At 57.4% G+C, this 19,905-nt stretch carries 21 protein-coding genes; 8 read left to right on the forward strand and 13 right to left on the reverse strand.

Annotated elements, in window-relative coordinates; genetic code table 11:
• Nucleotides 1-248 precede the first annotated feature (248 nt).
• Nucleotides 249-1,619 (reverse strand): DNA-packaging protein, encoded by a 1,371-nt coding sequence (locus ACR0BF_RS12085; RefSeq protein WP_480624993.1) that lies wholly within the window; start codon nt 1,617-1,619, stop codon nt 249-251.
• Nucleotides 1,528-1,872 carry a hypothetical protein gene (locus ACR0BF_RS12090; protein WP_267366896.1) on the reverse strand — a complete coding sequence of 115 codons (345 nt, stop codon included), beginning with the start codon at nt 1,870-1,872 and terminating at the stop codon, nt 1,528-1,530. Before ACR0BF_RS12090 ends, ACR0BF_RS12085 begins: the two co-directional genes overlap by 92 nt.
• A 701-nt stretch (nt 1,873-2,573) precedes the next feature.
• On the opposite strand from ACR0BF_RS12090, the gene ACR0BF_RS12095 reads away from it, so the two are divergent.
• A complete protein-coding gene (locus tag ACR0BF_RS12095; protein ID WP_480625058.1) occupies nt 2,574-3,839 on the forward strand; it encodes a DEAD/DEAH box helicase in 1,266 nt (421 codons plus the stop codon).
• Nucleotides 3,840-3,928: 89 nt separating this feature from the next.
• Here the strand turns inward: ACR0BF_RS12095 and mltG are convergent, their stop codons facing one another.
• The 7 genes from mltG to fabD form a co-directional block, all read right to left on the reverse strand.
• The gene (gene mltG / locus ACR0BF_RS12100) at nt 3,929-5,086 is read right to left on the reverse strand and encodes an endolytic transglycosylase MltG (RefSeq protein WP_480504731.1); all 1,158 of its coding nucleotides are present in this window, start codon (nt 5,084-5,086) and stop codon (nt 3,929-3,931) included.
• Complete coding sequence (gene fabF, locus ACR0BF_RS12105) at nt 5,087-6,352, reverse strand: beta-ketoacyl-ACP synthase II (RefSeq protein WP_480480393.1); 1,266 nt, start codon at nt 6,350-6,352, stop codon at nt 5,087-5,089. It abuts the gene before it with no gap.
• A gap of 179 nt (nt 6,353-6,531) precedes the next feature.
• On the reverse strand, nt 6,532-7,275 hold the full coding sequence (locus tag ACR0BF_RS12110; RefSeq protein ID WP_480480391.1) for a 1-(5-phosphoribosyl)-5-[(5-phosphoribosylamino)methylideneamino]imidazole-4-carboxamide isomerase: 744 nt from the start codon (nt 7,273-7,275) through the stop codon (nt 6,532-6,534).
• A gap of 123 nt (nt 7,276-7,398) precedes the next feature.
• Entirely contained in the window at nt 7,399-7,938 is a 540-nt protein-coding gene (locus ACR0BF_RS12115; protein ID WP_480473385.1) for a GNAT family N-acetyltransferase, read from the reverse strand.
• 138 nt (nt 7,939-8,076) lie between these two features.
• Complete coding sequence (locus tag ACR0BF_RS12120) at nt 8,077-8,310, reverse strand: acyl carrier protein (RefSeq protein ID WP_050602116.1); 234 nt, start codon at nt 8,308-8,310, stop codon at nt 8,077-8,079.
• 207 nt (nt 8,311-8,517) lie between these two features.
• Nucleotides 8,518-9,255: a 3-oxoacyl-[acyl-carrier-protein] reductase gene (gene fabG, locus ACR0BF_RS12125; RefSeq protein WP_480624994.1), complete on the reverse strand. Its 738-nt coding sequence runs from the start codon at nt 9,253-9,255 to the stop codon at nt 8,518-8,520.
• Between the two features lie 42 nt (nt 9,256-9,297).
• A complete protein-coding gene (gene fabD / locus ACR0BF_RS12130; RefSeq protein ID WP_480624995.1) occupies nt 9,298-10,236 on the reverse strand; it encodes an ACP S-malonyltransferase in 939 nt (312 codons plus the stop codon).
• A gap of 174 nt (nt 10,237-10,410) precedes the next feature.
• On the opposite strand from fabD, the gene ACR0BF_RS12135 reads away from it, so the two are divergent.
• The gene (locus tag ACR0BF_RS12135) at nt 10,411-11,634 is read left to right on the forward strand and encodes a cytochrome b/b6 domain-containing protein (RefSeq protein WP_480624996.1); all 1,224 of its coding nucleotides are present in this window, start codon (nt 10,411-10,413) and stop codon (nt 11,632-11,634) included.
• Nucleotides 11,635-11,691: 57 nt separating this feature from the next.
• On the opposite strand, the gene ACR0BF_RS12140 is transcribed toward ACR0BF_RS12135, so the two are convergent.
• Nucleotides 11,692-12,264, reverse strand: a complete 573-nt coding sequence (locus ACR0BF_RS12140) for a YceI family protein (RefSeq protein ID WP_480517476.1) — start codon at nt 12,262-12,264, stop codon at nt 11,692-11,694.
• A gap of 125 nt (nt 12,265-12,389) precedes the next feature.
• Nucleotides 12,390-12,836, reverse strand: coding sequence for a hypothetical protein (locus tag ACR0BF_RS12145; RefSeq protein ID WP_480603237.1), 447 nt, complete (start codon nt 12,834-12,836; stop codon nt 12,390-12,392).
• A gap of 353 nt (nt 12,837-13,189) precedes the next feature.
• On the opposite strand from ACR0BF_RS12145, the gene rpsF reads away from it, so the two are divergent.
• From rpsF to ACR0BF_RS12175, 6 genes are all read left to right on the forward strand, one after another.
• Nucleotides 13,190-13,543 (forward strand): 30S ribosomal protein S6, encoded by a 354-nt coding sequence (rpsF, locus tag ACR0BF_RS12150; protein ID WP_209503558.1) that lies wholly within the window; start codon nt 13,190-13,192, stop codon nt 13,541-13,543.
• Nucleotides 13,544-13,571: 28 nt separating this feature from the next.
• Nucleotides 13,572-13,799, forward strand: a complete 228-nt coding sequence (rpsR, locus tag ACR0BF_RS12155; protein ID WP_005608650.1) for a 30S ribosomal protein S18 — start codon at nt 13,572-13,574, stop codon at nt 13,797-13,799.
• Between the two features lie 12 nt (nt 13,800-13,811).
• Entirely contained in the window at nt 13,812-14,429 is a 618-nt protein-coding gene (gene rplI / locus ACR0BF_RS12160; protein ID WP_480603235.1) for a 50S ribosomal protein L9, read from the forward strand.
• 166 nt (nt 14,430-14,595) lie between these two features.
• Nucleotides 14,596-15,081 (forward strand): transglycosylase SLT domain-containing protein, encoded by a 486-nt coding sequence (locus ACR0BF_RS12165; protein WP_480517480.1) that lies wholly within the window; start codon nt 14,596-14,598, stop codon nt 15,079-15,081.
• Nucleotides 15,082-15,316: 235 nt separating this feature from the next.
• Entirely contained in the window at nt 15,317-16,018 is a 702-nt protein-coding gene (locus tag ACR0BF_RS12170; protein WP_480473391.1) for an autoinducer binding domain-containing protein, read from the forward strand.
• Between the two features lie 107 nt (nt 16,019-16,125).
• Nucleotides 16,126-16,980, forward strand: a complete 855-nt coding sequence (locus ACR0BF_RS12175; protein ID WP_480624997.1) for an acyl-homoserine-lactone synthase — start codon at nt 16,126-16,128, stop codon at nt 16,978-16,980.
• Nucleotides 16,981-17,080: 100 nt separating this feature from the next.
• Here the strand turns inward: ACR0BF_RS12175 and tig are convergent, their stop codons facing one another.
• Nucleotides 17,081-18,412 carry a trigger factor gene (gene tig / locus ACR0BF_RS12180; RefSeq protein WP_480624998.1) on the reverse strand — a complete coding sequence of 444 codons (1,332 nt, stop codon included), beginning with the start codon at nt 18,410-18,412 and terminating at the stop codon, nt 17,081-17,083.
• Between the two features lie 173 nt (nt 18,413-18,585).
• Nucleotides 18,586-19,710, reverse strand: a complete 1,125-nt coding sequence (locus tag ACR0BF_RS12185) for a porin (protein ID WP_480624999.1) — start codon at nt 19,708-19,710, stop codon at nt 18,586-18,588.
• Nucleotides 19,711-19,905 lie beyond the last annotated feature (195 nt).

Raw genomic sequence — 19,905 nt, forward strand, 5'->3', positions numbered from 1 at the left:
TTTGATGTTCCGGATTTCTTATTCATCTTCGCTCCATAATGGCTTCGATGAACCAGAAATCCTCCGTTGCTCAAACCCCTAAATCTGTCCGGTAGGCGCTGACGTCAGACAGTGTAGCTGATACCCAGCCAACAAAGACAGTCTCTAGTATAACTCCTTTCATCACTAAACTTTATCAGCTTGTTTCGCGATATCCGGTTGGAATTCAAAGCAGTTGTTTGGCTGTTGTGACGCAGGCTAGACAGCCCTCACAACGCCCGCACCCTAGGTCGCCGATACACCCCCGCAGGCCCCACAACCAACTCATGCAGAGCCCAGACCAGCGCATCGACGCGGTCGGGCGAGCCCTGCCCTTCAAACCCGCGCGCGGTCATCTGGCACATCTGCTCCTCCAACGCGTCCAACCCGGCCACATGGCGCACCCGCCCCTGTTCGTACAGCGCCGCCACAGGCTCGGCCCGCGCGACCTTGCCGCGTGACGCCCGCACCGCGCGATATGGGACCAGAGGGTCTACCTGCCGCACGACCTCTTCCACCAGTTGCCCGCCCTGATTGACCTCGGCCACCAGCCGTTCGGCCCCGAACTCATCCATCGCGTCAATCGCCGCCTGCGCCCAGCCTGCCGGGCCAACGCCCTGCACCGTCCGGTCAGCCAGAACATAGGCGCGCCAGTCCTCGGGCGGACCTTGCACTTGCGCGCCAACCACCACGATCCCGCAGGCATCCGCGCCTGACCCGGATGTAACCGCCGGATCCAGCGCCACCACAATGCGATCCAATTCGGGCACCTGCGCACAGCGCGCCGCCTCCAGCATCGAACCCGTCCACAGCGCTCCTTCCGCGTCTGACAGCAGCACCCCGTCCAGCTCCTGCCGCCCCAGCCGCGTACCCGCATAGCGCGCGCGCACTTCTTCCAGAAACGACGCCGCCAGATTGGCCCGGTTCGCTTCGGTCGGCGCATGGGTCTGCACGGTGGATGGCGACGCCAGCAACTCCTTCAAAACCTTCACATTGCGCGGCGTTGTGGTCACGCAGACCCGAGGCCGCTCGCCCAAGCGCAGCGCAAATTGCAGCATGTCCCAGGTCTCACCCGCCTTCTTCCACTTGGCCAGCTCATCCACCCAGGCCGCATCAAATTGCGGCCCGCGCAGCCCTTCGGGATCATGTGCTGAAAACGCCTGTGCCTCGGCCCCGTTGGGCCAGATCAGCTTGCGTTCGGATGCCTTCCACGTGGGCCGCCGATCCGGGGGCGAGCATTGCAATATCCCGCTGTCGCCAAAGATCATCACATCGCGCACCTGATCGAATGTTTCACCCACCAGCGCCACGCGGCACGCCTCGCCCTTGTCCAGCGGTTTCGGCCCCTCGACCATCGATCGCACCCATTCGGCCCCGGCCCGCGTTTTGCCCGCCCCGCGCCCGCCCATGATCACCCAGGACCGCCATTCGCCCTCGGGCGGCAATTGATGCGGCAGCGCCCAGAATTCAAACAGGAAAGGGAGGGCACACAGCCCCCCCTCCCCGATCTCACTCAGAAATCTCTCCCGCACCGCAGCATCGGCGGAGGCGAGCCAGCCTGCACCCGATCTCAAATCGGGCCCGCTCAAGGTCGAGCGCATAGCCCCCTTGGGCAATTCCGGCTTGTCTGTAATGTTGTTCGACAAAGCTTGTCTCCACTTTCTGGCAACTTCGGATCAGCCCCTCCAGCTGACCGAGTTGCTTGGCTGAACCAGCAAGATCTGCATCCTCCCCGGCACCGATCTGTTTGCGCAGGTCTTCTGCCGCTTGCCGCAGATCGCGAATGGACCTTTCCAGGGACTGCAACAGTTCAGCCGTCTGGGAAATCCGCTCTTCCGGGGTAATCAAAGTCATGTTTGCCTGTGACCTCATGCGTGAGTGTTCTCCGCACGAGAGAAACGAAAGAACGGCCACCGGGTAACCCCGAGGCCGTTCGCCCACTTCTTCTAGCATGACACAACATATACGGGATAAAGCGCGTAAAGTCAAGGGTTTACGCAACAGGCGCGCAACAGGGATCGTACGGTGTGGGTTAACGGACAGTGAATTTCCGGCTGTGGTAACCCTCGGCCAAAACGCCGCCCCGCCCTTTGGCCTTCCAAGCCCTGACCGCCTAACCTACCAAAGGGATTAACACAGGGTTACCCCTGAGCCACTTTCAGCGTGTACAAATTGCACACTCCCCACCTGGACGCGTGTACAAACCTGACATTTTCCGAAATCGCGCTCAAAATCGCCCGCATCACCCGATTTCTGCGCGTCAGGGTCCTGCGCCCAACCTGCCCGCGGCAAAACCAGTCCTTGACATTCCCTCCCGAAACCCTCATGTGCCCTTAATCACGGCGCCACCGCGTGAGCATCGTCGGGCTTCAGGCCCCACAGCGCCAGCACATTACTCCCGGTTCCCCTTCACGCAGGGTTCTTTACGCGATGGCCGGATGGCGCTGGATTCGCTCGCGCATCCCGAGGTCTCGCACAACCCTGCCGGTCACATGAACGTGGCCAGTCACCACCTGCTCGTGGGGTTTAACCTGCGGGCCGTAAAGGATAATTTTTTGTTCGACTTCGATATGCTCGGCCTCGCGCCGACACTGAACGACGCGTTGAAACGCGCCAATTTCACTCAACCCACCCCGATTCAGAACCAGGCCATTCCGCTGGCCCTGAACGGGCATGACATCCTCGGGCTGGCCCAAACCGGCACCGGCAAGACACTGGCCTTTGGCCTGCCCCTGATCGACCACCTGCTGGCGCAGTCCGGCAAGCCCGATCCCAAAACAGCCAAATCACTGATCCTCGCCCCCACCCGCGAGCTGGTGAACCAGATCGCCGATAGTTTGCGCACCCTCACCAAAGGAACAAAGCTGCGGGTCGCTACAGTTGTTGGTGGCCAGTCGATCAACAAACAAGTGATGTTCCTCGCACGCGGCACCGATATTCTGGTCGCCACCCCGGGCCGCCTGATTGACCTGATGGAACGGGGCGCTGTTGACCTTGGTTCGGTGCGCCATCTGGTATTGGACGAAGCAGATCAGATGCTTGACCTGGGCTTCATTCACGCTCTGCGTCGCATCGCGCCTGCGCTGGGCACGCCCCGCCAGACCATGCTGTTCTCGGCCACAATGCCGAAACAGATGGAGGAGCTCAGCCGTGCCTATCTGAACAATCCGCAGCGGGTGCAGGTTTCGCCCCCGGGCAAGGCCGCTGACAAGATCACCCAGTCCCTTCACTTTGTTTCGAAACCCGGAAAACCGTCTAAGTTGCGCGAAATCCTGTCGCAGGACGCGGATGCACTGACGCTGGTCTTCACCCGCACAAAACACGGCGCTGAACGGCTGATGAAAGGGCTGGTCGCCGATGGCTTCAACGCAGTATCCATTCACGGGAACAAAAGCCAGGGCCAGCGTGACCGGGCCATTAATGCCTTCCGCGCTGGAGAGGTGAACATACTGGTGGCCACCGACGTTGCCGCGCGTGGCATCGACATCCCCGGTGTCGCCTATGTCATCAACTTCGACCTGCCCGACGTACCCGACAATTACGTCCACCGTATCGGGCGCACCGCCCGTGCCGGGCGCGAGGGGGAAGCGATCGCTTTCTGTGCACCGGAAGAAGTCGACCTGCTGCGTCAAATCCAGAAGCTGATGAAAATTGAAATCCCTGTCACAAGCGGCACCATGCCGGAAGGGGTCGAGGTTCAGCAACCTGCACGTCGACAAAACAACCGCCGTCGCGGGTTCAAGCCCAAACCGGCTAACGGTGATGGGAAACCTTCCAGCAGCAGACGGCGCCGTCCCAACAAAAGACGTTCAGCCGCCTAAGGACTGAACAGGCTGCCAAAGAAAACGCCGACGCCAGTTTTCATACCGGCGTCGGCGTTTTCGTTGGCAAATCCAGCAATCCGCCGGGCTTAATTCCCCGAGCTTTGCTGTTCCTCAATTTCGCGCCATTTGGCAACATTGCGATTATGCTCCTGCAGGGTTTCTGCAAACGCATGACCGCCCGAGCCGTCGGCGACGAAGAACACATAGTTGGTGTCATCCGGCGCGACCGCAGCTTCAAGGCTCGCCAGACCCGGATTTGCGATCGGCGTCGGGGGCAGCCCGTCAATCTGATAGGTGTTCCACGGTGTCGGACGGTTCAGTTCGCTGCGCCGCAACCCGCGACCCAATGTGCCCTGCCCCTTTGTCACGCCATAGATGACGGTCGGATCTGTTTGCAGGCGCATCCCCTGTTTCAGGCGGTTCACGAACACACTGGCGACCTGGCCACGTTCCTCCGGAACACCGGTTTCCTTTTCGATGATAGACGCAAGGATCAGCATCTCTTCCGGAGTGTCCAGTGGCAACCCGCCTTGGCGGCTTTCCCAAACCGCGTTGATCCGCAGTTGTTGCTTGTCCTGCATGGCCTGCAAAATCGCATTGCGATCCTGTCCGGCCACAACATCGTAACTGTCCGGGGCCAACATGCCCTCAGCCGGGATCTCGGTCACTTCACCTGACAGCGCTTCGAATGATTTCAGAGCTTCAACCACCTGCCACGAGGTCACACCTTCGGCCAGCGAGACGCGATAGCGCGTGTCAGCTTCGTTGCGCTTCTCGGTATAGGCATCAGGCGTTTCTTCCTCTGCCGCATCAAATGAAGCAATCTCGACAAAATCCAATGTTGCCGGGTTCAATTCACGCACGCGGGTTTGGGTGCGTGTCACACCGATACGGTATTCGATTTCCGACCCACAAGTACTGGCGCCGCTGCTGGTGATCTCTTCGATGATCTGCGCCATAGACGCACCTTCGCGCACCAGAAAGCTGCCCGCTTTCAACCGCTGCGCCTGATCGGTATAGTCAGCGGCCATCCGAAACAGAATTGAACTGCGAATGGCACCCTGATCTTCCAGATCGCGACTGACACGTGTCATGTTCGAACCGCTTTTGACCTGAAGGCAAATCGCAGTTTCAAGCGGGCCTTCGGCCTTGTACTGCGACTGTCCCCACAGGATCAGACCGCCCACCAGAAACAGGCCGACCACCAGGATGGTCAGCGCATTCGAAGCGATGGCCCGCCACATTTAACTGACCTTTCCGAAAATCACGCTGGCATTGGTTCCACCGAACCCGAACGAATTCGACAGCGCCACGTTAATCTCACGCTCGCGTTTGGCGTTGGGGGCAAGATCAATCGGGGTTTCAACTGCCGGGTTGTCCAGGTTGATTGTTGGCGGTGCAACCTGATCGCGGATCGCCAGGATTGAGAATATCGCCTCAATCGCACCCGCAGCACCCAGCAAGTGACCGGTTGCCGACTTGGTCGAGCTCATCGTCGCATTCCCGGCATGCTCGCCCAACAGGCGCTCAACCGCGCCCAGTTCGATCGTGTCCGCCATGGTCGAGGTGCCATGCGCGTTGATGTAATCCAGGTCTTTTGGCTCCAGCCCGGCGCTGCGCAACGCCGCCCTCATGGAACGTTCGGCCCCGTCGCCATCCTCGGACGGGGCGGTGATGTGATAGGCGTCGCCCGACATACCATAGCCCAGAACTTCGGCGTATATCTTGGCACCGCGCGCCTTGGCGTGCTCGTAATCTTCCAGAACCACGATGCCAGCGCCCTCGCCCATAACGAAACCGTCACGGTCCACGTCATAGGGTCGGCTGGCAGCCTTGGGATTATCTGCGTATTTGGTCGACAGCGCCTTGCATGCGTTGAACCCGGCGATACCGATCTCGCAGATGCAGCCCTCGCCGCCACCTGCCACCATGACATCCGCGTCACCCGCCCGGATGATGCGGCTGGCGTCGCCGATTGCGTGCGCCCCGGTTGAACATGCCGTCACGACCGAGTGGTTCGGCCCTTTGAACCCGTGGCGGATTGATACCTGACCCGAGGCCAGGTTGATCAGTGCGCCCGGAATGAAGAACGGAGATACCCGACGCGGACCCTTGTCGCGGATCAGGTTCGCGGTATTGGCAATCGATCCCAGACCACCAATGCCCGAGCCGATCAGAACACCAGTACGCAGGCGCGATTCTTCGTCTTCCGGCAACCAGCCTGCATCCTTACAGGCCATTTCGGCGGCTGCGATGGAATACAGAATAAAGTCTTCGATCTTGCGCTGCTCTTTCAGCGGCATCCAGTCATCGGGATTGAAGGTCCCGTTGGTTCCGTCGCCGCGCGGCACCTCGCAGGCGTAGGTCGTTGTGACCCCGCTTGCCTCTGCATCGAAATGCGTGATTGGGCCTGCGCCGGACTCTCCGTCCAGCAGCCGCGACCAGGTTTCCTCGACCCCGCTGGCCAAAGGAGTGACCAATCCAAGACCGGTTACAACGACTCTGCGCATGAAGTGCCTCTTGCCTGCTTCCTGTTATGAGAACCGCTCATACCCCGGCCCGGGGTGCGGGGGCAAGAGCAACGGTTCTTTCCGCCCCGGCGTTCTGCCGCCGAATGCCCAAGGAAACCGGAAATTCGGCGCTTGTCAAAACCGCCCTTTCGCGCGTTCAGCCGAAAGGGCGGAGTTGCTTACTGAAACTGCGCGACTGGCTCGTGGGCCGATTTGGCAGTTTCAAGTGCTTTGGCCAAGTCCAGTGTCTTGCGGAACAACGCGCGCCCGACAATCGCGCCCGAGATATTGGGGATGTATGCCAGCCGCGAGATATCGTCTGCCGTGCGCACGACACCGCTGGCAATCACCGGGGTACGCGAATGGTTTGCCAATCGCGAGATCAGACCCAGCTTTGCCTCGACATCTTCGATGTCGCTGTCGATATCGGTTACCACGATGGCGGCAAAAGGCGCATCACCGAACGCGTCAATAAAGGCTTCGGGCGTGAACGCACTTTGGCTGCGCCAGCCGTCAGTCATGACAAAGCCTTGCCAGACATCAACCGACAGCACGATCTGATCCGGGTGCAGCTTGGCCAGATCCTTGACCAGGTTCGGTTCACGCGCAGCAAGCGTACCAACCACGATGCGACCCGCGCCCTTGTCGATCCAGCGCTCAATCTGCTCGCGCGAGCGCATGCCACCCGCCAACTGCACCGGAATCTCGGCCTTGCGAATGATATCTTCGACCAGCTGCGCGTTGGTATCCTTGCCCTCGATCGCGTCGAAATCCGTCAGGTGCATCCATTCGGCACCCGCCTCTGCCCAGCTCCGTGCGGTTTCTACCGGATTCACGTGCCAGATCATCGCTTCTTCCAGACGACCCTTGTCCAGCGAGACGCACCGGCCGTTCTGCAGTTCCATCGTGGGGTAAATCCTCATGAGCTTGGTCCTCCGCTCAATCGCTCTGAAAATCCCCGGCAGCATACATCCAGAAAGCCCGCCCGAAATCTCCGGGATCGGCACAGTTTGGCCATTTTGCGGCATACTGATTAAGTGGCGAATCTATGCGCGGGCTGGCGGTCCGTTGCGTCGTAACAAATGCACCGGGGTTTCATTATACACCCCTTCCCGCATCAGAACATAGCCTAGCTTCTTGGCGAGTTTCTGCGAAGACATGTTCGTCGCGTTTATCATCGCGACCAACGGTCCGGGAATCACCCGATCAAACCAGTCATGCGCAGCCTTGGCTGCCTCGTATCCCAATCCCTGCCCCTGTGCTTCGGGGACCAGCACCCACCCCGCCTCGGGGAAGCCGTCGAAATCGTCGCCCATGCATCGGTTGCTATAGAAGAATCCGGCCTGCCCTATCAGCTTGCGATTCGATTGTTGCATCACGCCCCACTGGCCAAAACCGGCCATCTGCCAATGCCCGGCATTACGCAGGAACGAATCCCACGCTTCGCCACGCGACCGGGGAGAGCCGCCGATATGCCGGACGACACAAGGGTCACGCCAAATTTCCGCAAACCGGTCAAAGTCTTCCGGGCGCATGGCGCACAGCGTCAAACGCGCGGTATTTATCATCGGAGTGGATCTTATCATGCCCTGTCCACTTTGAGTTTTGCCTCAGTGGAAACAGTGCGCAGGCCACAACAGCCACGCAAGTCCGAAATTCGGGCAGGCATAAAAAAACGGCGCCCCCGTTGCCCGGAAGCGCCGATTTTGATCAGAAAGAAACGCTTAGGACGCTTCGCTGATGAACTTGACGGCGTCGCCAAAGGTCTGGATGGTCTCGGCTGCGTCATCGGGGATCTCGATGCCGAACTCTTCTTCGAAGGCCATGACCAGCTCAACTGTGTCCAGGCTATCTGCGCCCAGATCGTCGATGAAGGACGCGTTTTCCACGACTTTATCTTCTTCAACACCCAGGTGCTCAACAACGATCTTCTTAACGCGATCTGCGACGTCGCTCATGTCAATTCCTCATTCCTTTACAGGGCGGTCCGCCCGATTCTGCCCTTGCCCGCACGGGTTGGCTTTGGTTTGCCCGTTTTGGGCGGTTTCGGTCCCGGCGAACCGGGAAATAGAAGGCCGACCTGAGCGACCGGCCCCGCATAGATGCGCCGCCTATAGCATAGTCGACGCAAGAGGCAAACGCTTTCGCACTCGCCCCTGTCGCGCTCACAACATGGCCATACCACCGTTCACATGCAAGGTGCTTCCGGTAACATAGCCCGCTTCGGGGCTGGAAAGATACAGAACGGCAGCTGCAATTTCCTCGGGATCGCCCATGCGACCGGTCGGAACCTTGAGCAACAGACCCTTTTTCTGTTCCTCGGTCAGTTTCTCGGTCATTGCAGTTGTGATAAATCCAGGTGCCACGGAATTCACAGTAATTCCGCGTGTCGCAACTTCGTGGGCCAAAGCCTTGGAAAACCCGATCATACCGGCCTTGGACGCGGCATAGTTCGCCTGCCCCGGATTGCCGATTGCGGCCACCACGGACGAGATATTGACGATACGGCCCCAGCGCGCCTTCATCATGCCCCGGATCACCCCTTTGCACAGTTTCATGGTCGAGGTCATGTTCACGTCAATGACGCTTTGCCATTCTTCGTCGGACATGCGCATGAACAGGTTGTCGCGCGTGATTCCGGCGTTGTTTACAAGAATGTCCACCGATCCCATCGCCTCGGCCGCTTGCTTAGGCAACGCTTCAACGGCTTCCGGGTCACTTAAGTTGCAAGGCAGAACATGCGCGCGTTCGCCCAGTTCGTCGGCCAGAGCCTGAAGCGGTTCAACGCGTGTACCGGACAAACCAACCGTTGCACCTGCGCCATGCAACGCACGTGCGATGTCACCTCCGATACCGCCCGAAGCACCGGTGATCAGCGCATTCTTACCTGTTAAATCAAACATTCGGTTTCCCTCTTGCTGCGTCGCTTACAACGCGGATTGAGCTTACGATTCGACCTGAATGGTCTTCTGAACGTCTTCCGGTGTGCCCACGGCCTTGCCCGCGATTTCGCGATCGATCTTGCGGATCATACCGGACAGCGCTTTGCCAGCGCCGATTTCCCATGTTTCGGTCACGCCTTGTGCCGCCATATATTGCACGCTTTCCCGCCAGCGAACCGAACCTGTCACCTGCTCGACCAGCAATTGACGGATCAGATCCGGATCGCTGACAGCCTCGGCGCGCACATTAGCCACCAAAGGTATGACAGGGGCCTTAATTTCGACGGCAGCAAGCGCTTCTGCCATTACATCTGCAGCAGGTTTCATCAGCGCGCAGTGAAATGGAGCACTTACAGGCAACATAACAGCACGTTTTGCGCCTTTTTCCTTGGCGATCTCGGCTGCGCGTTCGACAGCCGCTTTTGAACCCGACACGACGACCTGCGTGGGATCGTTGTCATTTGCGGCCTGACAGACCTCGCCCTGTGCGGCTTTTTCCGCCACAGCGCGCACGGCCTCCAGATCCAGCCCCAGAATGGCGGCCATGGCCCCCTCGCCCACGGGTACGGCGCTTTGCATGGCCTGACCACGGGTGCGCAACAGACGCGCTGTATCTGCAACAGACAAGGCACCCGCCGCGGCCAGGGCCGAGTATTCACCCAGCGAATGCCCCGCCACAAAAGCCGCCTTGCTGACTGATACGCCTTCGGCTTCCAAAGCGCGCATGGCTGCCATCGATGTTGCCATCAACGCGGGTTGGGCATTCTGGGTCAGTGTCAGGTCAGCAATATCGCCGTCCCAGATCAGGCTGCTCAACTTCTCGCCCAACGCGTCGTCCACCTCATCGAAGATGGCCTGAGCTGCCGGGTAGGCCTCAGCCAGAGCTTTGCCCATACCTATGGTCTGGGCGCCTTGCCCCGGGAAAACGAACGCGAGTGTCATTGCAACCTCATGGATGGTGTCAGGTTGCGGCGGGGTGTAAACTGACTGACCGTCTGGCACAAGTATTGCCTGCTTTCTGCATTCTGGCACCTTTTGTGTGCACCCGCGCTCACTTGTGTCTGTTTCATCCGGCTTTACCTTGGGCACACCCTAGAATCCCGGAGCGCCCGACATATGCGATCGACCAATTCCTTTTCAAGCTACGGCAGCATCGCAAAGACGTTTCACTGGCTGACCGCGTTGCTGATCTTCACAGCTTTGCCCCTCGGCTGGGTCGCAGACAATCTGGCGCATGCGGTATTACACTCGGCAACTGCCCCTACCGAGGTGGAAATTGCCCGCGCCGCGCGCGTGTTCTCGTTGCACAAGACCGTCGGGGTCACCGTGTTCTTCGTGGCATTGGCCCGCATTCTTTGGGCGTTCACGCAAACCAAGCCCGGCCTTCTGAATGCTGACAACAAGCCCGAAGCCTTCGCCGCTGAAACCGTCCACTGGCTGCTTTACGGATCGCTGGTCCTTGTGCCGCTGACCGGTTGGATTCACCACGCCGCGACCGAAGGCTTTGCCCCAATCCTTTGGCCCTTCGGCCAAAACCTGCCTTTTGTACCGAAATCCACCGCCGTGGCCGAGGTTACAGGGGTTCTGCATTGGCTTTTCATGTGGGTTCTGGTTGTTTCCCTTGTCCTGCACATTGCAGGTGCGCTGAAACATCACGTCATCGACAAGGACGGCACATTGCGTCGGATGTTACCGGGTCTGTCAGATGCGCCGGAACCACCACATCAAACCCATTCACTGATTCCAGCCGTCGCTGCACTGGCGGTCTGGGGTGTCGTCGTCACCGGAGGCTGGGCAACCGGGAAGCTGGCCCCTAACATAGGGGAAGCCCCGGATGTCCAATTGGCTGAGGTTCAATCGGAATGGCAAGTTCAGAGCGGCACGCTGTCGATTACAATTTCGCAATTGAACAGCCCCGTGACAGGTTCGTTTTCTGACTGGACTGCCGCAATTACCTTTGACGAGCCCACAGACCCGGGCCTGGCGGGATCTGTCGATGTCACGATATCCATTGGCTCGCTTCGTCTTGGAGCCGTATCCGATCAGGCCATGGAGCCAGATTTCTTCGACAACGCCCGGTTCCCCACTGCTCAGTTCAAGGCCGATCTTTATAAAACCGAAAGTGGTTATGAGGCGCGCGGCCCGCTTACTATTCGCGACAAGTCGATCGATGTCGTTTTGCTTTTCTCGCTGGACCTGCAGGGCGACACTGCTACCATGGCGGGCACAATCGAGCTTAACCGGTTGGCGTTTGATGTAGGCACATCGCAGCCTACCGAAGACTCGCTGGGCTTTACCGTCGCAGTATCCGTAGAACTCACTGCGATACGCGGTCAGTAAGGCAAAAAAAACGCCGGTGATTAAATCAACGGCGTTTTTCTGTTCGTGATTCTGCGATTACTCGGCTTTTTGTGCCTCGACCGAAATCTGGATTTGCACTTCGTCGCTGACAAACGGTGCAAACTGACCCAGGTCGAATTCACTGCGGACCAGCGTTGTCGTGGCATTGAAACCAGCCCAGGGCTGGTTCGCCATCGGGTGGGTGTCAGCCTTGTTGAGCTTTGCGTCCAGAACAACTGATTTGGTCACACCGTTCATCGTCAGATCGCCAGTGATGTTCGCGGTGTTGTCACCGGTCACTTCGATTCCTGTCGATGTAAAGGTGATCAAATCTCCTTCGGCCGCGCCAAAGAAATCCTCGGTCATGAAGTGATCTTCACGGGGTTTCCAGCCGGTAAACATCTCCAATACGGGCATCGACACGCTCACGCTCGAAGCGGCGGGGTTTTCCTGATCAAACATGATCTCGCCTTCAAAGCCGGAAAACATGCCAGTCGTGGTTGAGAACCCAAGATGGTCATAGCTGAAAATGACCTGGCTGTGGCTGGGGTCCAACACGTATTTCTCGGCGCTGGCGAATGCCGTCGTCGCTGACACGGCCAATGCAGCAGCAAGAAAGGTGGATTTCATATCAATCTCCGCGGTTTTGTGATTGCAATCCGTCAGGATTGCTTGAACGCAAAATGTGCTGCCCAGGGGCAGCACACAACTATTTTTGATTCACAACTTCTGTTCGTTTTTGAACAGAATAAAACTCAGCCGAAAATTGTTACGCTCTTGCTTAGTTGACCTTTCAGCGCCCGGCTGACATCCGCCGATTCAAGTGGCAGCTTCATCAAAAGGCTGCCGTCCACGTCAAACAGATGAACTTCGTTTTCTTCGAAACGCGCCCCACCCAGCGAGTCATAGCTGCGGCGCAGGACAGTCTGAGGGCGCCCGTCTTCGTTTTTCTGCAACACCCGGACTTCGCGACGGATCGGGTCGAAATAGGCGTCAGGACGCGGGTCAAGAACCTCGATCGTCAGAAGGGCGACGCCAACGACCAGAAACAGCATGGACGCCGCCATCTTGATCGGCCAAACATCTGCGCCAACGACCGATCCGGGCATCAACCACATTGAAAACGCGGAAACGATCAGGAACGCCCCGACCATCCGCGCCAGGACCAGGCGGGCCTTCCAGTTCGGCGCAAACGTGATCATTACCGGCACTGAATTTTCAAATCGCGAGCCGGCAACGTTTTCCTGATATGCGTTTGTGTTAGTAGCGGTCATAACACGTCACCCTTTTAAGGTTACTTTCGAAATTCTGTTGATCCGGTTGATGTCCGGTATGCAAAACAACTTTGAGCCGAAAAGCGTCAGCAATTGGGCGGCCTAAAGGAATTTGGGCGGCGTCTCAGAGGCATATGTGGCAGGGCTTGCCCTTGCGGCTCAGACGTGTATACGGGGCCATCCTTCGCAGTCGTATGAATCGCGCAGCCTCTCGTGGCAGGGTCGCGAAGGAACGTTTGGCCCCGCCTATGAAATGCGCCTTGATATAAACAGGAGTGCACATGCCACTGTATGAGCATGTAATGATCGCGCGTCAGGATCTGTCCAACGCGCAGGCGGAAAGCCTCGTCGAACATTTCGGCACCGTTCTGGCTGACAACGGCGGCAAGCTGGTTGATAGCGAGTACTGGGGCGTCAAGACGATGGCCTACAAGATCAACAAAAACCGCAAAGGCCACTATGCCTTTCTGAAAACCGATGCCCCCTCGGGCGCGGTGCAGGAAATGGAACGCCTGATGCGTCTGCATGAAGATGTCATGCGCGTTCTGACCATCAAGGTCGACGGCCACGAAGATGGTCCGTCGGTTCAGATGCAGAAGCGTGACGAACGTGGCGAACGCCGCGAGCGCCGTTGATCAACGCCTGAGAAAAGGACTCTAAACCATGGCCGCAAAACCATTTTTCCGCCGCCGCAAGGTCTGCCCGTTCTCGGGTGAGAACGCGCCGAAGATCGACTACAAAGACACCCGTCTGCTGCAGCGCTACATCTCTGAGCGTGGCAAGATCGTTCCTTCGCGCATCACCGCCGTTTCGGCGAAGAAGCAGCGTGAACTGGCCCGTGCTATCAAGCGCGCCCGCTTCCTCGCCCTGCTGCCCTACGCTGTGAAGTAAGGAGAGACTGACATGCAAGTTATCCTGCTGGAACGCGTTGCGAAACTGGGTCAGATGGGCGACGTCGTTGACGTCAAGCCCGGCTACGCCCGCAACTTCCTGCTGCCCCAAGGCAAAGCCCTGAGCGCGTCCGACGCCAACATCGCGTCGTTCGAAGCCCAGAAAGCGCAGCTTGAGGCCCGCAACCTGGAAACCAAGAAAGAAGCTGAAGCACTGGCTGAAAAGCTGGACGGTCAGCAGTTCATCGTGATTCGCTCGGCATCGGATGCCGGCGCTCTGTACGGTTCGGTCACCCCGCGTGACGCCGCTGACGCCGCAACCGACGCAGGTTTCACCGTCGACAAGAAACAGATTGTCCTGATCGCCCCGATCAAGGAACTGGGTCTGCACACTGTCGCAGTCAAACTGCACCCCGAGGTTGAAGTCGAAATCAAAATGAACGTGGCCCGTTCGGCAGAAGAAGCCGAACTGCAGGCTTCGGGCAAATCGATTCAGGAACTGGCTGCTGAAGAAGAAGCCGCTGCTGAATTCGAGATCGCCGAACTGTTCGAGGACATCGGCTCGGCCGCTTCGGACGACGACATGGTTGCCGACGCAGCACCGGTTGAAGAAGACGAAGCCAAAGCCTGATCCGGCTGCTTGTAAGCATTCCAAAGGCCGCGCCAAAGCGCGGCCTTTTCTTTTTTCCCTATGTGTTCACAAGTCGTACCGGCAAGTTTCAGCCCATTTTCCGGGGTAAGCTTGAAGGCTTATTGTCGATCCGTATCATTGCCGCCGAAATCCAGAGGACCGAAAAATGCTTGTTTATCTGCGCCAAAGTTTCCTGGCACTGTTTCTATTTGTGTCGTTGGTTGCCTGCGGGGCAGACCAAGTCTCCAAGGCGGGTACGCCACGTTTTGACCCGCCGCTTCACCCAAATGAAACGCCCGAGCTGAGAGCTTCGATCAACAGATGGGCGGATCATTATCAGGTTCCGCGAGAGCTGGTTCACAAGCTGGCCATACGTGAAAGCACGCACCGACCATGGGCCGTCAACCAGCCCTATTACGGCCTTCTACAGGTTCTACCCGCCACTGCGCGCTCGATGGGTTACACCGGTAAAGCCGAAGGTTTGCTGGACGCAGACACCAACCTAGAGTTTGCGGGAAAGTACCTGCGCGGTGCCTGGCTGCTGTCCGACGGGGATCAACGCAGGGCGATTTTCCTGTACGCCAAAGGTTACTATCCAGAGGCAAAAGCCAAGGGGATGCTGGTCGAAACCGGATTGAGACCTGCGCCCTGACGTCCATTGGCGTCAGAAATTGGCCGGAGTTGGCACTTGAAACTGAATAGTGACAAAAATGTTCTATTGGTTGTCGCAATATGCGGTATTGCACAGACAATTAAGACCTCTCCTTGTCATGTTTAGAAAAGTATGATGTTCTGACGTGGTGAGGTAAACGGGTTCCACTCTGTGTAATACGCATGCTCGACGACACCATCGGGCGGCAAGATGGGCCACAGCTGGTAGGCGCCACATGGAAATTGTCGATCTGAGCACTCTGCCGGATTCTGAAGTTCGATATACCGAGTTTCTAAGGCAAATCTGTGAGAAGCATGACATGGATCATGCGGCCTACGCTGGTATGAATCCCGCGGCAGGAACAGTGGCTGGCTTTGTCACCTATGACGACGCCTGGACCGAGCACTACCAGAAACAGGGTCTGATCATGATCGACCCGACCATCCACATGGCCCGCCGCAGTATTGCGCCGGTGGATTGGAGCCGTCTTGAACGGAGTCCGGATTTTCAGCGTGTGTTCCGGGATGCTCATGATTTCGGCCTGCCCAGTCAGGGTGTTACGATCCCGGTACGTGGCCCTTACGGCGATATTGGCCTGCTGAGCGCAACCCGAAATTGCAGCAAGGAAGAGTGGCGTAAGCTCTATACAAACTTTATCGGCGATTTGCAGGCCATGGCCGTACACATCCACGACAATGTCGTGTCGTCGGATCAGCTGACCAACGCACTATATCATCCGACATTGTCCTCTCGCGAAGCGGAAATCCTGCAATGGGTCGCCGCAGGTAAGTCGCAGCAGGATATCGGCGATATTTTGTCTATTTCGCACCGAACCGTAGAAGTACACTTGCGTTCGAGCCGGGAAAAGCTTAGTGCGCTGACCACCCCTCAGGCTGTAGGGCGGGCGATAGCGATCGGGCTTATTACCCCGGGATAAACAAAAAAATCCCCAAATTTCGTCAAAATACGGGAATCCCCCAATAGAAAAATCTTTCGAGAGCGGTAACGTCAGTATTACCGAACAACCACTCGAAGGGGGAAGAAATGATCATCGTGGTAGATGGCCTGAACAGACATATGTTCAGCGAAGTTCTTGACGAAATGTTCGAGTTGAGAGCACGTGTTTTTGGCGGACGTCTTGGATGGGACGTAAAGATCGAAGACGGCAAGGAAATTGATGAATTCGATCATCTGGACCCGGCATATGTAATCGGACTCGACGACGGGGGGAATGTCGTCGCAGCCGTGCGTGCCCTACAGACCACAGGACCTCATATGTTGTCGGATGTGTTTTCGGCAATCCTTTGCGGGGAAGCACCACTTCGCAGCGCAACAATGTGGGAATCGACACGCTTCTGCGTGGACACGCAGCGCCTAACGCGTGGCAAGGAAAAGAACTCTGTCTCTTATGCTACCTGCGAGCTGATGATTGGTTCTCTGGAATATGCCAAGAACTCAGGCATTCAGGATATCATCACCGTAATCGATCCGGTCATGGACCGGGTTCTGAAACGGTCGAACTGCGCGCCATATGACTATGTCGGCGAAACGGTTCCCATGGGGAAAGTCTCGGCACTGGCCGCCCTGTTGGATTGTACCGATGAACGCATCTCGGGCCTGCGCGAATTTTCAGGCATCCATGAGAACGTCTTTATGGACGACGAAGAGGCACTGGCACTGTTTGCAGCCAAGAAGGCCGCAACCCAGAATCCGGCCAATCAGGATCACAAGCCACTGACTGATCTTGAGAAGTATTTTGTGGAACAGATGAGCGCCGCGAGGAACGAAGCTGAACGTCAGGACGTTCTGAAGCTGATCGAAGCGCTCTCGGATACGTTCACACCAGAGCAGAAGATCGCTTTGTTAGAAACCCCCCGTGCTTTTGCTCATGAGGCCTGACCCCCTCACCTCATAGATACAAAAGCCACCCATGCGGAGCCGTCTGTTTACAGGCGGCTCCGTTTTTTCCCCTCTCTGAACAAAGAGGGAAGGAAGAGGATTATTCCTCTTCCAATGCCTCAATGGCTTTTTGCAGGTCGTCCTTGCTGACTTCCTTTTCGCTGACCTGGGCCAGCTCGAACACATAGTCGACAACCTTGTCTTCGAAGATCGGCGCGCGAAGTTGCTGCTGCATCTGAGCGTTCTGCTGTACGAACTCGAAGAACTGGCGTTCCTGACCCGGGTACTGACGCGCCTGATTCATGATCGCCTGGGTCATCTCGGCGTCGGTGACTTCCATCTCTGCCTTTTGGCCCAGTTCAGCCAGCAACAGACCCAGACGCACGCGGCGTTCGGCCAGCTTGTTGTGCTCATCGGTGGGTTCGATCTCACCGTGGTCATGACCGGTTACCTCGGGGTTTTCCTCGTGCCACAGCTGATGTGCAATCTGCTTGGCTTCGGCTTCAACCAGCGACGGCGGCAGGTCGAAGGACACTTTCTCATCCAGCGCGTCCAGCAGGGCCCGCTTCATGACAGCGCGCGATGCACCCGCGTATTCTGCTTCCAGACGTTCCGAGATCTGAGTTTTTAGGGCGGCCAGATCCTCGGCGCCGAACTTCATCGCCAGCTCATCGTTGATCTCAGCTGCAACCGGCTCTTTCACTTCCTTGATCGTGCAGGTGAAGACCGCGTCTTTTCCGGCCAGGTGTTCGGCACCATATTCTTCCGGGAAAGTCACGTTGACGTCTTTTTCTTCCTCGGCCTTCACACCGACCAGTTGGTCTTCAAAACCGGGGATGAAGCTGTTCGAGCCCAGAACCAGCGGGTAATCTTCCGCCGATCCACCTTCGAATTCTTCACCATCAACCTTGCCGACGAAATCGAACACGATCTGGTCGCCTTCCTTGGCTTTCGAACCCTTGCGGCGGGCTTTGAAGTCCTGAGCGGTTTCAGCCAGGTTGTTCAGCGCTTCCTCGACGGCGGCGTCATCCGCCTTGACGATCAGCTTGTCCAGCGCGACCGATTTCAGATCGACCTCAGGGATCGCGGGCAGCGCTTCGTAGGACATCGCGACCTCGATATCATCGCCTTCTTTCCAGTCCTCGTTGGTCATCTTGACTTCGGGCTGCAGCGCGGGGCGGTCGCCGCTGTCCTCAAAATGCTTGTTCATCGCACCGTCGATGGATTCCTGCATCGCCTCGCCCAGCAGGCGCTGGCCAAACTGCTTTTTCAGCAGCGCCATCGGCACCTTGCCTTTGCGGAAGCCTTTCATTTCGATTTCCGGCTGTGCTTCGGTCAGCTTTTCATTGACCTTGTCGTCCAGTTCGGCTGCGGTCACAACGATGTTGTAGCCGCGTTTCAGACCTTCGTTCAGCGTCTCGGTAACCTGCATTTTGGTAGTCCCCATAGGATTCGGGGCGCGCAAAACGGGCGCGCCGGGCAAATTTGACGCCTTCTATTTGCCCTGCCGCCAACGTGCAAGGGGCAAAGGCTGAATCAACCTGGTTTTGGCAAAAAAGAACGCCCCGGTTTTCGGGGCGTTCGTGTTGGGTCGCTGGAAGGCAATTAAAACTTCCAGCGCGCGCCCAGAACCCATGCTTCGTTGGCGTCAAAGGATGAACCATCATCGAAGTCGTGGTTGCGATACTTCAGGTATACATCGGTATTGATCGCTTCGACCTTCTGCACGACAGCGATACCCCATGCCTTGGTGTCGGACCCGTTGGTCTCGAAATCCGCGCCGTCAAAATAGTCGATGCCGACACCTGTCTTACCCCAGGAAACCCAGTTCCCTTCGTACGAGACCTTGCCGTACCAGTAATTCGGGTCCGTCTGGCCAGCCCGGTCATCGTCACGCGTGCCGCCGGCAATCGTGAAACCCAGACCGCTGGGCAACAACACCGAGGCCGAACCGATGGTATCTTTGCGATCCCCTGAATTGTCATCCCGGTCCCGCACCGAATACGCGACAGCTGCCGCAAACTCTACTCCGCCTGCAAAGGTGTTTTCATAGAACACACCGACGTCATAGTAGTCATCATCGTCACTGCTGGACAGGATGTTCTGACCATATGCAAATGCGGCCGAGAACCCGTTAACCGTTGGTGTGTCATACCGCACACGCCCGCGACGTGAGCCGTCAAAGTTGCTGGAACTGTCACCAACCGTAATACCGCTCAACACACCGTTTGTGCCACGATAGAAAAAGCCCGAGTTTTCATCGTTTGTGAACGAATACAGCGCGGTGCCGACATAGGACAGGTCCACCTCGGCAGCACCATCTGCCACCATGCTGCCCTGACCAGCCGAGAATTTGCCGTAGCTGCCCTTCAAGGCAAAATCCACAAATCGGATATCGTCGCGAGTCCAGCCGCTGAAATTTGTACCGTTCTGGTTCCATTCAGTCGAGTTCGGCAAGCCCAACGCCGTTTCCAAGCGAAAGGTAAACTCGTTCTGGCCAAATGGCTGCATCAGGCGCAGGCCAACCCGGCTGTTCGACAGATCGTTGTCGAGGACCCGGGTCTCGGTATCTTGCCCGTCATCAACAGAAATCAAGGCTGGGTTAAACTGCCCGTACAACAGCACATAGCCGCCACTGTTATTTTCGTATTTCAGCTCTGCGGCTGCCGGAACAGCGACCGTGGCAGTCAGAAAGGCAGCAACCGATATCTTTTTGATATTTGGGGTCATTTCACTCACCATAATTGGTTCGGGGTTCAGATACTGCCCATTTGTTTACTGAATCCGAGCGTTCCAGTGGTCTGCCCCTTGTCTTACGCAAGAATTGTATTTTAGCAACAGAACACACAAAGAGTTCTGCCATTTTACATTATTTTTCATCAGCTTACAAGATACGACTCCAGCCCCCACTGGCAGCTTGCAAAT

It is taken from the genome of Ruegeria sp. AG7 (genome assembly GCF_056541545.1).